This window comes from Tenacibaculum amylolyticum, from assembly GCF_964511145.1.
In the GTDB taxonomy this organism is placed as follows: domain Bacteria; phylum Bacteroidota; class Bacteroidia; order Flavobacteriales; family Flavobacteriaceae; genus Polaribacter; species Polaribacter amylolyticum.
Genome location: NZ_CAZEFZ010000026.1, coordinates 76,809 through 91,744 on the forward strand (window position 1 = coordinate 76,809; position 14,936 = coordinate 91,744).

12 protein-coding genes are annotated in these 14,936 nt (G+C 29.3%); 6 read left to right on the top strand and 6 right to left on the bottom strand.

Features of this window, described 5'->3' with window-relative positions:
* Positions 1-7 precede the first annotated feature (7 nt).
* The 5 genes from ACKTTC_RS08625 to ACKTTC_RS08645 are packed head-to-tail and all read left to right on the top strand — an operon-like array spanning position 8 to position 7,224.
* Entirely contained in the window at positions 8-1,468 is a 1,461-nt protein-coding gene (locus ACKTTC_RS08625; protein ID WP_408039404.1) for a SagB family peptide dehydrogenase, read from the top strand.
* Positions 1,465-2,895 carry a radical SAM family RiPP maturation amino acid epimerase gene (locus ACKTTC_RS08630; protein WP_408039405.1) on the top strand — a complete coding sequence of 477 codons (1,431 nt, stop codon included), beginning with the start codon at positions 1,465-1,467 and terminating at the stop codon, positions 2,893-2,895. Before ACKTTC_RS08625 ends, ACKTTC_RS08630 begins: the two co-directional genes overlap by 4 nt.
* On the top strand, positions 2,873-5,959 hold the full coding sequence (gene lanM / locus ACKTTC_RS08635; RefSeq protein ID WP_408039406.1) for a type 2 lanthipeptide synthetase LanM: 3,087 nt from the start codon (positions 2,873-2,875) through the stop codon (positions 5,957-5,959). The genes ACKTTC_RS08630 and lanM overlap by 23 nt, the downstream gene beginning before the upstream one ends.
* A 6-nt stretch (positions 5,960-5,965) precedes the next feature.
* Positions 5,966-6,391 (top strand): hypothetical protein, encoded by a 426-nt coding sequence (locus ACKTTC_RS08640; RefSeq protein ID WP_408039407.1) that lies wholly within the window; start codon positions 5,966-5,968, stop codon positions 6,389-6,391.
* On the top strand, positions 6,388-7,224 hold the full coding sequence (locus tag ACKTTC_RS08645; RefSeq protein WP_408039408.1) for a class I SAM-dependent methyltransferase: 837 nt from the start codon (positions 6,388-6,390) through the stop codon (positions 7,222-7,224). The genes ACKTTC_RS08640 and ACKTTC_RS08645 overlap by 4 nt, the downstream gene beginning before the upstream one ends.
* Positions 7,225-7,327: 103 nt before the next feature.
* Here ACKTTC_RS08645 and ACKTTC_RS08650 read toward each other — a convergent pair whose 3' ends face one another.
* The 6 genes from ACKTTC_RS08650 to ACKTTC_RS08675 all read right to left on the bottom strand — a co-directional run bounded on the left by ACKTTC_RS08650 (position 7,328) and on the right by ACKTTC_RS08675 (position 13,068).
* Positions 7,328-8,533: a flavin monoamine oxidase family protein gene (locus tag ACKTTC_RS08650; protein ID WP_408039409.1), complete on the bottom strand. Its 1,206-nt coding sequence runs from the start codon at positions 8,531-8,533 to the stop codon at positions 7,328-7,330.
* 42 nt (positions 8,534-8,575) lie between these two features.
* Positions 8,576-8,971, bottom strand: a complete 396-nt coding sequence (locus ACKTTC_RS08655) for a hypothetical protein (RefSeq protein WP_408039410.1) — start codon at positions 8,969-8,971, stop codon at positions 8,576-8,578.
* 132 nt (positions 8,972-9,103) lie between these two features.
* Positions 9,104-10,066, bottom strand: coding sequence for a helix-turn-helix domain-containing protein (locus ACKTTC_RS08660; RefSeq protein ID WP_408039411.1), 963 nt, complete (start codon positions 10,064-10,066; stop codon positions 9,104-9,106).
* A 374-nt stretch (positions 10,067-10,440) separates the two neighbouring features.
* Positions 10,441-10,941, bottom strand: coding sequence for a hypothetical protein (locus tag ACKTTC_RS08665; protein WP_408039412.1), 501 nt, complete (start codon positions 10,939-10,941; stop codon positions 10,441-10,443).
* 193 nt (positions 10,942-11,134) lie between these two features.
* Positions 11,135-12,019 carry a helix-turn-helix domain-containing protein gene (locus ACKTTC_RS08670; protein ID WP_408039413.1) on the bottom strand — a complete coding sequence of 295 codons (885 nt, stop codon included), beginning with the start codon at positions 12,017-12,019 and terminating at the stop codon, positions 11,135-11,137.
* 149 nt (positions 12,020-12,168) lie between these two features.
* Positions 12,169-13,068: a DUF5050 domain-containing protein gene (locus ACKTTC_RS08675; RefSeq protein ID WP_408039414.1), complete on the bottom strand. Its 900-nt coding sequence runs from the start codon at positions 13,066-13,068 to the stop codon at positions 12,169-12,171.
* Positions 13,069-13,345: 277 nt separating this feature from the next.
* Between ACKTTC_RS08675 and ACKTTC_RS08680 the strand changes: the two genes are divergently transcribed.
* On the top strand, positions 13,346-14,932 hold the full coding sequence (locus ACKTTC_RS08680; RefSeq protein WP_408039415.1) for a histidine kinase: 1,587 nt from the start codon (positions 13,346-13,348) through the stop codon (positions 14,930-14,932).
* Positions 14,933-14,936: the final 4 nt, after the last annotated feature.

Genomic DNA, 14,936 nt, shown 5'->3' on the forward strand with positions numbered 1-14,936 from the left:
ATTTATCATGATAGAAAACAACACAACTTCGGGTATAAATGTAGCAACAGATCATTTTAAAGTTTCCTTTAAAAACGAAATCGATAATTTAAATGAAGCTAGCTTACAAGACTTTTTAAATTTAGTTGGCTTTCAATATCAATTAAAAGACTTAACCTTTCCTATAAAAAGAGGGCTTTTAGCAATATGTACTAATTCATATTCTAAAAATGAATTAGGCAGTATTGTATTAAAAGAGGGTACTTACGGAGATTTAAGTCTATTTTTATTTTACCTCTCTCATTTAGAATCATTAGGAGCGATCGTTTATAATTTATATATGGCTGATGATCTTTTCTGTCGTTTTGAAAATATGATTGAGCCTGTTAACTTTTCTAAACTAAAGGAAGAACTACCTCCTTTGAAGCTATCGCAATTTTCATTTGTCAGACTCATTAATAACACATACGTTTTAGAATCTTCTATAGGAACCTCAAAAATTACATTAGCAAATCCAATTAGTAGTCAGATTATATTCCTACTTTCTGAGTTTAAAACCATAGAAGAAATAAGCTTAGCCTTGTCTGTAGATAAAGTCCTTGTCAATTCTTTTTGTTATTTACTTACTATTGGAGGTTTCATTGAATTTAATACTGTTTCAGAAGAAAAAGAAAATTTAGAACTATGGAATTTTCACGATCTACTTTTTCATAATAGGAGCAGATACGGAAGACATAATTATCCTAGTGGCGCTACATACCGTTTCATAGGTAAAAAGCAGCCTAAACCTATTAAAAAGGAAGTAGAAAATGTTTTAAAAGTAATTTCTTTAGAAATACCTTCCTTCGAGGAACTAAATGAATCTAAAAAATTACAAGATTGTTTAGATACTAGAAGTTCTAGTAGAGAGTTTAAAGGTCTTACTCTCAAAGAACTTAGTACCTTCTTATATAGAACTTTAAAAATACAAAAACGTTCAAACTATACTGTAACTGGTAATAATAACGAGCAAGTAACTTTTGAAACTTTTAGAGCGCCTTATCCTTCAGGAGGAGCAATCTATGAACTAAGTTTTTACATTACAATTTTTGACTGTGAAGGACTTGAGTCTGGTTTTTATTATTACAATGCTTTTACACACAAACTTTCTTTACTACAGCTACAAAATAAAGAAACTGCTCATATGTTTTGGTATGCAAATGCTTGTACAGGAGCTTCTAAAACTCCTCCTGTACTTATAACCTATTCGGCAGACTTTGAAAGAATGTTCTGGAAATACGAATCAATGGCTTATGCTGCTATTCTTAAACATGTAGGTGTTGTATATCAAACAATGTATTTGGTAGCCACAGATATGAATATAGGAGGTTGTGCCTTAGGTAATGGAAATACAGAAGTATTTAAAAAATTAACAAATAATTCCCCTTTCAAAGAAAGCTCAGTTGGAGAATTCATTTTAGGTAACAAATTAACGCACACAACATCATGAACACTACTATAAAAGCCAAAGATACTTTTCATGCATCTATGCGTAAATATGCAAGATTGAAACGATTTTTCGAACGTTTTTCTGCAGATCCAGATTTTATGAACAACCTAAAGTTAAATTTTAATGAAACTTTAGAAAAGAATCATATTAAAATAGATCGAGAAGACGTACGCTACCTGTTTGAAAAAGAAAACAGTGAAACTCCAGAAGCAGTAATTAAAATGTGGAATATTGTTCAGAATAAACAACGATGGGTAGAACAATTTTATCTTAATGATTGCCTTCCTAGCAAAGCTTCTATGTTAAGTTGGAGAAAACGCCAAATAGAAAGGCAACGCTATGATTTAGGACCATTTTTTACCAATACGAATATCCATTCTTCTTTAGCTGTAGAATTATCGCAAGGTTGTTCAGTTGGTTGTTGGTTTTGTGCATTATCTCCAGATAGTTTAAAAAACAATTATTCTCATGAAACGAATCAAGAAGAATGGATTCGCTTTATACAAATTATGAATTCTTTTTTAGGAAATGCTATTAAATCTACATTTTTATATTGGGCTACAGAACCTTTTGATAATCCATATTATGAAAAATTCTGTATAGATCTTTATAATGAAACAGGAGTCTTCCCCCCTACAACTACTGCTGTAGCTCACAAAGATATAGATAGAATAAAACAATTCTTAAAGTTATCGTCAGATTATGGTACTTGGTTAAATAGATTTTCGCTTACATCATTAGGTATTATGCGTAAAGTGCATAAAAATTATACCGAAGAAGAATTAGCAGAAGTAGAATGTTTGCCTTTAAATAAAAAAGCAAATTATGCATATGGTAACTCTGGAAACTTTAGAGAAAGAACAAAAGCAGATCCCAATCTTTTAGCTGAACAAGATGAAAAATTAAGAACAGCTCCATGGCATCATAAAGATTCTGACTACAATTCATCAGAAGATTATGCAAATGGTAGTATTTGCTGCGTTAGCGGTTTCTTGGTAAATATGGTATCTAGAAAAATCCAATTAATCAGTCCAACCACAGCAACGGATGAATGGCCTTTGGGGTACATTATTTTTGATGAGGCTAAATTTGAAAATATAGAAGAGTTGCAAATCATTTTAAACTCTTGGGAAGAAAGATTTTTTAAATCAGAAATGGACTTAGATGATTTCGTTGCATTCTATCCATGGATACATACTCGTTTTACAGAAAATGAGGTGATACTAAAAGGAAGATTCAATCAGAAAAAACAATTTTCTAGAATTGATGATCCTGTAATAACTAAACTTATTGAGCTTATAACTAATACTAAAAGTTCTTTTAAAGAAATTCAAGCTCATGCATTAGAACAGTTTGATATTAGTTTAATCGATTCAAAAAAAGCAATTAACACCTTATTTTCTTATGGATTTATTAGTGAAAAATAGAAACGACAAAGCATTGAATTCTGTAAGAGAAAGACTTTTAAATGTAATTGCAAAAGCTACATCTATAGAAGAACGTATACAAGATTCATTTGTAAGATTAGATACAAATAAAACCAATCATGAAACGTTAAAAAAAGAATGGATACATACTATTGCCAAAGGTTCTGAGAAGAGTTTTAAAAAATGGTTGTCTTTTATGAATTGGTCTGAAGACGATTTTTTTAATGCGTTACAAGAAAATGTTAGTATACAAGATGAAACTAATTTGCCTAAATGGGCTATTACTTTATTACAATTGTTTTTAGAGTTAGAAGATTATTATGCCCAAGAAAAAGATATAATATATCATGTAGAGAATAATGAGACCCATAATATCTTATTCCCATTTATAAAAATTGCTGAAAAGCATGTTATAAATGAGAGCGATAGATTAGAGTTAGGTATAACTTATACTTCTGGTAGTGAGATGGTAACTGTGTTTAAACATAGACTAACAGCTTTAACGGTATCTCTATTAGACACAGAAATTTATCTAAATAATATTACAGCAGCATTTCAAACAGATACCACTACAAATAATTTAAATAGTTTTGATTCTTGGCTATCTAGAATAGAAACTTATCCAGTAATAGCCAAGTTAATAGCACTTACCTATTTAAATTGGTCTAATGCTATTACAGAATTTATAGAGCGTTTATCTAAGGATAAAAAGCATATTTCTAAAACGTTTTTTAATGGCGAAGATTTGGGGTTATTGCTTAAGTATTCTGGAGATGCTGGAGATGTGCATTGTGATGGAAGATCTGTAGCACTTCTAACTTTTGAAAATGGAAAAAAACTAGTTTATAAGCCTAAAGATTTAAGTATTGCAAACTCTTATTTTTCTCTTTTAAAAGAACTTAACCCACAACTTTCTTTAAAGCTTTCTACTAGAAAAATAGATGTTAGAGACTCTTACACATGGGAAGAATTTATAACTTATAAAGAATGTACAAATATAAATCAGTTTAAAGATTTTTATAAGCGACTAGGAATGATTACTAGATTATTCCAATTATTAGGAGCAAGAGATTTTTGGTTAGATAATCTTATAGCACATGGTAGTCAACCTGTTTTTATTGATTTGGAAATGGTTATTCAAAACTTTAAGAAAGATGAAAACGATTTGTTGTCTACAGAACAAGCCGCATTACATCAAATTGAAGAATCTGCAGTAAAAATTGGGATCGTTTCTATGCCTACTCCTATTGGTTTTGGAGTGAAGTTTGAAGATTTAGGAACATTAACTCCAATTAAAAAGTTTTCGAGTCCGTTTAAGTTTGATTTAACCACTACTGATCAATTAGGATTCGAAATGGAGAAATCTAAAGATGGCTATATTTCATGGGAAAAAGACGATTATTTGCCTAGAGTTGGAGGAACTTATGCTAAATCCTCAGATTATATGACTGATTTTTTAGATGGTTATGAAGAAATGAATACAGTATTAACCAATAACAAAACTAAGTTATTAGCTAAAGATAGTCCTATTCATTTATTTGATCATGCATTGTTAAGATATATTCATAGAGATACATGGACTTATATGAGGCTTATTAAGAATTCGTATCATCCTCAAGCTTTGATTAATGGAATAGTACAAGATAAATACTTATTCTCTTTATACAGTGAAATTTGGAATGAGGATAACTCTTTAAATAAGAACATGGCTTATGTAATAGATCATGAAGTTTCCTCTATTTTAAATTTAGACGTTCCTCTATTTAACGCTGTTGGTGGTAATTGTAATTTACCAACCTCTAAAGGAATTGCACATAATTATTTTGATTATTCTTCAAAAGAATTAATTGTAAAGCGATTAAAAAACATAAAGAATTTTAATGTTCTTGAACATAAAAACATCATTCTAAGTAATTATTTTGGAGGTTCACATGAGCAACCTAAGGTAACATATAACACTTCTTTAAAAAGCAAACTAACTATAGAAGATTGGACACGTTTGTCAAAAGAGTGTGCACAAATGATCATAAATCAGGCTATTACAAACGACAAAACAAATGAAAAATCTTGGATAGGTATAGACTATCATCCTGAAATGGATGCAAATATGTTAGCTGTACTTAAACCAGATATTTTTTCTGGAACTTGCGGATTAAGCATGTTATTTACAGATTTATATAGAGCGTTTAAAGATTCTATTTATAAAGAATTCGCTATAGGTAGTTTACAATCTACCTTGGGAACTATAGAAAAATCATTAGATAAATTCAATTACTTTACCCAAGAATGGTATACTTCAAGTAAACCTTTTATTGTTGGTGCTTATATGGGAATAGGATCTCAAGTTATAGCTTTAGAGTATTGTTCTAAATATATAGAAGATACCAACTTAAAAACAGCTTTAGCATATTATCTTTCTGTAATTCCATATGAAAAACTAGTAGAAAATGCTTCTTCAGGTTTTATTACAGGGTATCCTGGCCTATTATTTAGTTTAATTAATTATGTAGACAATGATAAATTATTAGCATTATCACATGCAGAACATAAAAACATTAGGTGTATTCCAGATGAAGCTGCGGTAAAAACGGAATTACAAGATTCTGAAATGGGAATAAAGTACCTACAATTTCTTTTAGGAGAAAAAAGTAATTTAATAGCTAATGAAACATCTTCAACCACTCTATCTGATTTATTAATACAATTAGAATATTTAGCGTTAAATAAAAATGATAAAGCTTTAATAAAGCGTTTTGAAACTTTTTTAAGCACTCAACCTAAAGAATTAAAGGTAACTGAATTAATAGCATATGCCGATTTATCTTTAAACCTATACCGTATTTTAAAAGACGAAAAATACTATGATTTAGCAACATTATTTGCTGAAGAAATTGTGTCAAGGAAATTAGAAACCAAAGAATGGTTCAGTGATATTTGGGCTTCAGAGAATTATTATTTATCAGTACTATACGGTACCGGAGCCTTATCTCATCTTTTTTTACGTTTGAGTCAAAAAGGTAAGTTTGGATCTTTTAGACAATTATCAACATTTAAAAACATATAAACTTCTATGATTACAGCAATAGAAAAAGACCCTTATTGGGATCGTTATTTTCAATGGCCTACAGATTATTTCCCATTTAACTTGCCTGCTTGTCATTTATCTAAAACACAAGAACAATTAACTGATGACACAACAGCGAAAGTAACCTGGACAATGGATACTAATTTAGAACTAGAATGTTGGTTAGTATCAGAAAACAAAGAAATTATAGCTAAGCTTACTCCAGTATCTTCCGAAGAAACTACTAATTTTACAGTAGAGCATTATTTAAATGAAGAAGATCTTAAAGGTAAAATAGGTTTTACATTTATTTGGGCCTACTATATTCCTTGTCCTAGCTATATTTCTAAACATCCTATGGGAATTATTCAAATAGATGGCTCTGAACTTAAAGGCAAAAATACCATCATTAGAATAGTAGATACTAGATGATTAATTTTCAAGAAATAGCAAATACTTTTAATACAAGTTTACAAGAAGAGGCTGATCCTTGGATTAAGTGGCATTCTAACTTAAAATCTTGGGTAGATGAAGCTGTCTATAAAGTAAGTCGTATAATTGGTGCACAACAAAATAAGAGGCTTTTAGATGTAGCTACAGGTACTGGAGATAATGTACTTCTTTTGTCTAAAATTTATCCTAATTGCTCATTTAAAGCATCAGATATATCTAGTATTTATATAGAAAAAGCAAAAGAAAATAGTAAGAGTAAAGCAATTAATTCTGTTGAGTTTTCAATTTCTGATGTACATAATTTAGTTTATAAGAATTCTTGTTACGACATAGTTACCTGCTTTTTCTCTTTTATGTACTTTAAAGATGTACATCTGGCCACTCAAGAACTTCTTCGTGTTACAAAACCAAAAGGAAAAATAATAATAACAACTTGGACTGGTGATAACATTTTATTTAATACCATTACGAAGCTATTATTCAATAATGACGATAAAATAGCCTATCCAGATGCTAAAAACCCTAACTTATTTTCAGATGAAACAAAGCTTTTGAAAATATTTAATCAGAACGGTTTAAGTAATGTTACTATTGAAAGACATCCAATGCATATTAAATGGCATGGAAGTAGTAAAGATTTTTGGACATTTTTTAAGGAATCTAACAGTTCTGTAGTAAAAGAGTTGAATTCATTAAGTATTCTTCAGCGTAAAGAAAAGGAACAAAAAATACTTGAAAGTATTCTACTTTATGAAAGTAATGACATACTATCCATTCCTACCTCAATACTTATATCGACGCTTACCAAATAATGAAGTGCAAATTATGTTAATATATCATTCATAATCTACAACTTCATTAGTTTGTATAAATATCTAAGAAAAGGATACGACAGTTTATTTTTATAATCTACTCTTAACGATTCTTCAACATCTCAATTGCTTGTTTATTTCCTGAAATAATTGCTCCATGCACCGTAGAGTTATATACGCCTCCAAAAGTTTCGCCTGCGAAATAGACTTTGTTATCAAGTGATTGTAATAAAGAATCATATAAATCTTCATCAAAACCTTCTGTCCAAGTACCTAATGTAAATGCTTGTCTTCCCCAATCTTTTAATACATATGTTCCTGAGTAATATTGCGAAGCTTTTCCTTCAAAAATTATGTCTAGTTCTTTTAAAACTGCTGCTACTATTTCCTCTTTAGAACCAAGTTTATAATATGCTTCTGCTGTAGTTCCTGTAGATAATAAACCTAAAATATGATTGTCTTTATCTTTGTGGTAAGCAACATCATAATAGGTCTTCTCTCCTACCTCTGTTTCAGACATTATCATATCTGGGTAAAATTTTTCAGAGAACTTTAAAAATAATTTAAATCCTCTTGGGAAAACTACTGAATTAATTGCAGCTATTTTTTTAGCTGGTAAAGCGGGTTCAAATGCAATTGCATTAGATTTTAATACACCAATCGAAACAGTTATAATAACCTTATCTGCTGTGTGTTTTTCTCCATTTTTTGTAGTAACTACTACTTGATTTCCTTCGTAATTAATACTTATAACAGGCGAATTATAAACAATATTTTGTTTTACATTTTGAGCAAAATAGTTATCTATAAATTGATACCAAGTAGCATTTTTAAATTTATATTCTTTTAATACAGTATACATCTCATCTACTTCACCTTTTGGCATTTCGCTATATGTTTCACCATCCCATAAATAAATATCTCTTGGTTGGTATAATATTACATCCTCAGAAGGTTCGTTTCCATCTTTTCCATTTAAACGATTAAGTATTGCTTTTTTATTATGAATCCACTCAGCTCCTAAATCAATGGGAAAATCAGCAAACGAATCATTCATTTTTATTCTTCCACCATATCTATCAGTGGCTTCTAATATTTTATAATCAACGTTACTATTTTCCAATACATTAGCAGCAGATAAGCCAGCAGCTCCTGCTCCAATTATAATCACTTTCCCTTTGAAATTATGTGCTACATTCGTGGTTAATTTTTTAGGTATAGAATAATAAGGGTCTTTAAGTAGATCAGATCCACATCCCACTACAATTAATAGTGACGCAATTAATAGTATTACTAAAAAAGATTTCATGTATATGCTATTTGTATTCATTTTTTGTTTTTCTAATTTTCTTTATGTACTTGCTTTAAAAGATTTTTTTATCTCTCGTTTTATTTCTCTACGGAATTTTAAGTTTTGCTCGTATTGCTTTTTTTGAAGGTATTCTAACAAATAAGCGGCTACTACACCACCTAGAATAGCATTTCCTATTTCAACAATGCTATCAATAACTACATCAGAAATAAAATCACTTATTGCATGTTTAAAAAAATACCCTATAAATTTTCCTCCGAAAAGAAGTACTAGTCCAATAATAAAAAAGTAATGTAGAATTCGAATTTGTAAAGCTTCTTTGTTAACTAATACATCTAATTCTTCAGGGTTATTTTTATAATATTCAATATCTTGATTAGTAATCTCCTTATCATTTTTGAGTAAAAAAGAAGTTAATTGATCTTGTTTTCTCATTGTCTTTGCACCTTAGTTTGCAAAGAAAACACTAAGCCCGTTAATTACTGTTTTGATTTCTAAACCAAGACAAATTTTTAATGTAAAGAATTGTATTAACTTATAAGGAAACTCAAATTACATACCTAAATATCACTTCTTTAGATATTTTGTAGGTGTTGTATTGTAAATTTTTTTGAATGCAGTATAAAACGCAGAGCGAGAGTTAAAACCTACATCATAAGCAATAGATTCGTAAGTATACTCTTTAAGTTTTGGATCTTTTAAAAGAAGTACAGCTTCTTTAATTCTATAGGCATTTATAAATTCATAAAAGTTTTGCTGAAAAGATTCATTAATAACCTGAGATATATGGTGTGCGGGAATATTGGTTAATTCTGATAAATCTTTGATTCGTAATTTAGGAGTTAGGTATGGTTTTTCATTTTCCATAAACTCAAGCAATATTGTCTTAATCTTTTTAGACGATATTTCGGTTAAGCTTGATTTAGCATATTTATTAGTTTCGTTTTCTTCTTCTTTTAGTATCGGTAATGCTATTAAAGAATTTTGGTCTTCTAATATATACTTACTGTGTACTACAGCATCTAAAGCGATTAATAAAAATACAATGCCATTAAGGAAGTTAAGAATCAAATATATTTCTTCAAAATGTTTAAACCCAAGAAAAGATATATATACTAATACGAACTCCAAACAAAACAAAATAATACAAACTTTAATTAATTTAGATGTATAAAGTAAATTCGAGTTTTCTACATCTGATAGTTGCTTTTTTTGATTAAAATTGAAAACATTTAAAGTTTCTAATGCTTTCCATAGGAAATATATATTTACTAAAAAGTAAAAGAGCCATTCCCAAATTTCTTCTGAAAAATCGATACCTGACTCTGCATTATAATATGATAATTTTTCGGCGGCTGTTTTAAAAAAATATGGTAAATAAACTAAGAGTGATACGATAAAAGGAAGAAAAAATAATACATCACTTTTCTTATAAATAAGACGTCTATGCAATAAATTTCTTATGTATAGAAAGAGAAGTAATCCATATAATAAAAAAAGAGATTCATTTGTATTAATTAAATGTGGCAACTTTTCAATTAAACCTGTATATGATAAAACTAATATTATAGAATCGAATACAGTAAGAATTGCAAAAATTAAAAGAGGAATATAAATTTTACTTTTCTTTATTAGGCGAACTAAAAAAAACAGTAGTATGAGAGCGAAAACTACTTGAAGTACGACTATTGTGTTCCAAAAGTTTATTTGTTTTAACATGATCGCAAAATACAAGTATTTTTAACAATCTAAACACATTTTGTAGTTACTCCTCTACTCTTTTCAGTATAAAATATTCATTCCACCCACTTTAAAATAAAAATGAGAACTCAACAAAAAAAGTTCTCATTCTTTAAAAAGTATTACTTAATTAGTATTTTAATTTCTCTTATAAAACAATGCGATTAATCTTTTAGACTTAATAATTTAGATAAATTATAGATTGCATATGCAGGTAAAAGAACTCTAAATATGTTTAAAATCCCCCATAGTTTTAGTTTACCAGGAATTAATTCTGCTGAAACACTATTTTCATTAAAAATAGGTACGTTAATTTCCATGATAATATATACTGAGATAGCATAGGTAATTAAAAATGCTACAAAAGCTAACCAAATAGTTTTTTTCTCTGCTAGGTTTTTCATAAAACCTGATGTTTTTATGATAAGCATAATGAAACCAATTAGTACAATGGTTGACGTTGGAAAATGAAAAACTCCTGCATCTACAGCATGATGAAACTTCCTAAAACTCTCTGCATTCACTACTGGATCGCCTACTAACCAATTAATAACATAGGTTATTTGCTCAAAAAGTTCTACAGAACCTAAAGCTGTTAATGAGATAAAAGTGAGCATTAACCAAAAGAAATCTCTTTTCGATTTTGTATTTATTACTTCTGACATGATTTAATATTTTTAATAACTATTTTGCAAAACTACATCTAGAAATTATTGCTTTTAATATTAAAAATTGTGTTTAATTTATTAAAAATAAGGTTTTTACACTGTTAGCACTTTTAAAAACACTTTAAAATACTGATTAACAAAGCTTTTAAAAAAGAAGACGGCTATTTATTAATTTTTTAGGTTAATTATATCATTTATTAGCCTTTCGATATTCAGTTGGAGTCATTCCAGTATGCTTTTTAAAGAAAAGTCCAAAATTTGATGTGCTGGAATAACCAACACTAAATGCTATTTCATCTATAGTTTTCATAGATTGTAATAATAGTGAAGTTGCCTCAAGAATAACATACTCTGTTAATATTTGTTTAGCAGTTTTGCCTGTAGCTCTTTTTACGCATTCTGCTAAATAAATAGTACTAATATTGAGTTTATCTGCATAATAGTCTAAAGGTTTTCTTTTATTCTGACTGGCTTTAATTTGGTTTTCAAACGAAAATGCTATCTCATTATATCTAGAAGTAGCACTATTTTGTATATCTCCTTTTAAAAAGGATTTCCTTCCTTCAAAAAGTAAGATCGTTAAGTATGAACGAATTATTTCAATATTCTCTTCATTATAATCTTGAAATAGATTGTAAAGCATTTCCATTAAATGGAAAAACTTCTCTTTATTTTCATGTAAGAAATATACAGGAGAATGATTTACATTAAAAAAAGGAAACTTTTGTAGTAATTCAAAATCTGAAATTCCCAAACGCAAAAATTTTGGTGTAAAAGCTAACATATATCCCAAACCTAAATTCTCCACACTTTTTACATCTGTAGATAACATTTGTAATGGAGCCATAAATGTTAAACTATCATCCATTGCTGAAAAAGCAACATTATCCACTACAACATCTACATTATGATGTTTGGTAATTACTACTTGGAAGAAATTACATTTACGAGCATCCGTTTTCATTGGAATATCGTCTAAATGATCTTTAAACTTAAGAATATGAAACTCTTGATGTTTTTGAAACCGAGAAATATTCATTTCTTCTAATAGCGATTGTATTGTATTAAAGACCATTTGTACATGTTAAGAAACCAAAAAAAACATAATCATTAATATATTTCAAAAGTTAAATATATTAATAATTATGCTATAATTTTAATTAGATCTCACTATAATGTCCTGAAAAAGAAAATCTAATTAAACAAAAAATTAAAGTCAACTCCTCATTCTGTAAGATTAAACCAAGCGGGTTGCCAACCTTTTTCTATGATTTTTTTGATAGAAGAACCATCTTTATTCATAATATATAATCCCGTTTCCTTATGACCATCTAATTTTGATTGAAACACTAGTTGTGAACCATCTGGAGACCAAGAAGGTCCATAATCATCAACAGTATTATGAGTTAATCGTTTTTGATTAGAACCATCAATATTCATTACATAAATTTCATGATTCCCATCTCTTTTTGAAGTAAATACAATTTGTTTTCCATCTGGAGAAATTTTAGGATCCCACTCTTCTGCTTCATTATTCGTCAAGTGTATCAAATTGCTTCCATCTATATTTACGATACTTATTTCACTCTCTTTGTCTTTATGTTCTGAATGAAAAATAATACGTCCATCTGGTAAAAACCGCGGTCCTCCTCCATTAATAGATGGTATTTGTTTTTGTTCGGTTCCATCAGCGTTCATTGTCCATAATTCTGAATGCCAAACTTTATCCTTATCCCAATATTCCCTTGCAAATACAATTTTCTTTCCATCGTAAGACCATGAAGGCATATTATCTAATTTATGCTTTACATGTGTTATTCGCTTCTTTTGTGTTCCGTCGCTGTTAATGGTATGAATAGACCACGTTTTTTTATTATCATAATACCCATAAAAAGCCAAATGTTTCCCATCTGGAGACCAAGCTGGGTATCCATGATCACCATCAGTAAGCCTAACTTCTGATGTGCCTTTTGCATTGGTTAAGCAAATACCTTTAGAACCATAAGCAATTGTATGTGAAGGTAATTTCGAATTGTTTTTTTTCTGGGCTAAAGAAGTAAAGCCTATTAACAATGCACTTAAAGTCAGTACATTTACTCGTTTTAAAATCGTAGCTCTTATCATTACTTTTATTTGTGTTTTTAGATGTATTATTTATTTAAACAGTTCTATAACTGTTATACAGCAAAGGAGATATTTTTCTCTTACTTTTCTAGTTTAAAATATCTCAACTGCTCTATACATTAATGAACAACTCTAAGACGGCTGTAATAATGTTTATCTTGCATCTGTAAATCGTATGGAAATGAATTTGAGATGTTCGCCTAATTTTCTTTTAATATATTGCTTCTTACTAGTAAGTGCTTGCTCTAAAAAGGTCATTTTCGAAAAACTAGAGACAGTGTATCAAATTGGTGATCAACAAGAATGGACACTAAAAGACTTTAATGATAGCGATTGGAAAAAAGGATTGAAAAAGGTTTCAAAAGATCAGATTTTCTGGTCTAGAACTAAAGTTCATATCCTAAAAGGCTCAAAACCTTTGCAACAATACGGACTTCAGTTAGAAGTTTATGGTGCATATGAAGTGTTTTGGGATGGAGTTTTAATAGGGAAAAATGGAAATCCTGGACAAGAAGTTAACTTGCCGCCAGAAGGTGAATTATGGCCTACTTTTCATATTCCTTCTCATTTAACAAAGCAAGGGGAACATGTAATAGCTCTTCGTTTGAGCAATTATTACTATCCAGATCATATAGGCATATACCAAATGAAGATTGCTGATTACGATGCGTTATTAACTCATCAAATGATAGAATCTTCCTACATGCATCTTTTTGCAGGAGCCTTTTTAATCGCTTCATTTTATTTTCTATTCCTTTTTTTTAGTGACAAAAAAGTATTTGCTACACTTATCTTCAGTATCACATGTTTTCTCTTTTTTGCCTTAATTATGGTGGAGTTTACGAAAGCTTATATTCCAATTCACTACGAAATGCATGTGGTTCGTTTAAAAATTATAGGTTTTCTAATGTTAGGCATCTCTTTTTTGATTCCTTTCTATTTTTCTATGGAATTTCCTTTTCCTAAACGAAAAGCCTTATTCTTTATATATACCATAATCTTACTATACATTTTTCTATCAAGACATGTTTTTGAATTGAAAGCGAACAACATGTCTTTAAGCATGTGGATTTTTTCTTTTGGAATTGTGATTTATGGAGTCAATAAAAAGATAAAAGGCGCAAATCTCGTATTTTTAGCACTATTCTTATCAGCATTGATTAGTTTTATTACTCCTTTTGATAAAAGTTTATTCGTTGGTTTTACACTAGTTCTTTTAGGTATGTTTTATTTACTATCGTTAAGAATTAAAGAACAACGATTGGCTTATGAAAATTCATTAGTACAATCTACTCGTTTACGTTTAGAGCTACTTAAAAAGAACATTCAACCTCATTTTTTGATGAATACTTTAACTTCATTAATCGATTGGATTGAAGAAAGTCCTAAAAAAGGAGTCTTGTTTATAGAAGCTTTAGCAAAAGAGTTTGATCTTTTAAATAGAATTGAAAGTAAAACATTGATTCCTATTACTGAAGAAATAACACTTTGTCGTACGCATTTAGAAATAATGGAATACCGAAAAGAAATTCGCTATTCTTGGGAAGAAGAAGGCATTGATATTAGAGAAAAAATTCCTCCTGGGATTATACATACATTGCTAGAAAATGGAATTACACACAGTTTGCCTATGGAAGATAATAGCATTACCTTCAAGCTTATTTATGAGGCCAACGCTAATTACAAATCTTATACCTTTCTAACCTATGCTACTCTTTTAAAACAAGAAGTACAACATCAAAAGGAAGGTACAGGCTTAAAATATATTAAAGCTAGACTTACAGAAAGTTATCATGAAAACTGGGAATTGAGTTCAGAACCCATTACTCATGGATGGAAGAATATCATAAAAATATATAGTTAAGAAA

Excerpts from the sequence above, each read along its gene's own strand:
- ACKTTC_RS08625 (WP_408039404.1), top strand. The coding sequence starts at position 8 with ATGATAGAAAACAACACAACTTCGGGTATAAATGTAGCAACAGATCAT.
- ACKTTC_RS08630 (WP_408039405.1), top strand. The coding sequence starts at position 1,465 with ATGAACACTACTATAAAAGCCAAAGATACTTTTCATGCATCTATGCGT.
- lanM (WP_408039406.1), top strand. The coding sequence starts at position 2,873 with ATGGATTTATTAGTGAAAAATAGAAACGACAAAGCATTGAATTCTGTA.
- ACKTTC_RS08640 (WP_408039407.1), top strand. The coding sequence starts at position 5,966 with ATGATTACAGCAATAGAAAAAGACCCTTATTGGGATCGTTATTTTCAA.
- ACKTTC_RS08645 (WP_408039408.1), top strand. The coding sequence starts at position 6,388 with ATGATTAATTTTCAAGAAATAGCAAATACTTTTAATACAAGTTTACAA.
- ACKTTC_RS08650 (WP_408039409.1), bottom strand. The coding sequence starts at position 8,533 with ATGAAATCTTTTTTAGTAATACTATTAATTGCGTCACTATTAATTGTA.
- ACKTTC_RS08655 (WP_408039410.1), bottom strand. The coding sequence starts at position 8,971 with ATGAGAAAACAAGATCAATTAACTTCTTTTTTACTCAAAAATGATAAG.
- ACKTTC_RS08665 (WP_408039412.1), bottom strand. The coding sequence starts at position 10,941 with ATGTCAGAAGTAATAAATACAAAATCGAAAAGAGATTTCTTTTGGTTA.
- ACKTTC_RS08670 (WP_408039413.1), bottom strand. The coding sequence starts at position 12,019 with ATGGTCTTTAATACAATACAATCGCTATTAGAAGAAATGAATATTTCT.
- ACKTTC_RS08675 (WP_408039414.1), bottom strand. The coding sequence starts at position 13,068 with ATGATAAGAGCTACGATTTTAAAACGAGTAAATGTACTGACTTTAAGT.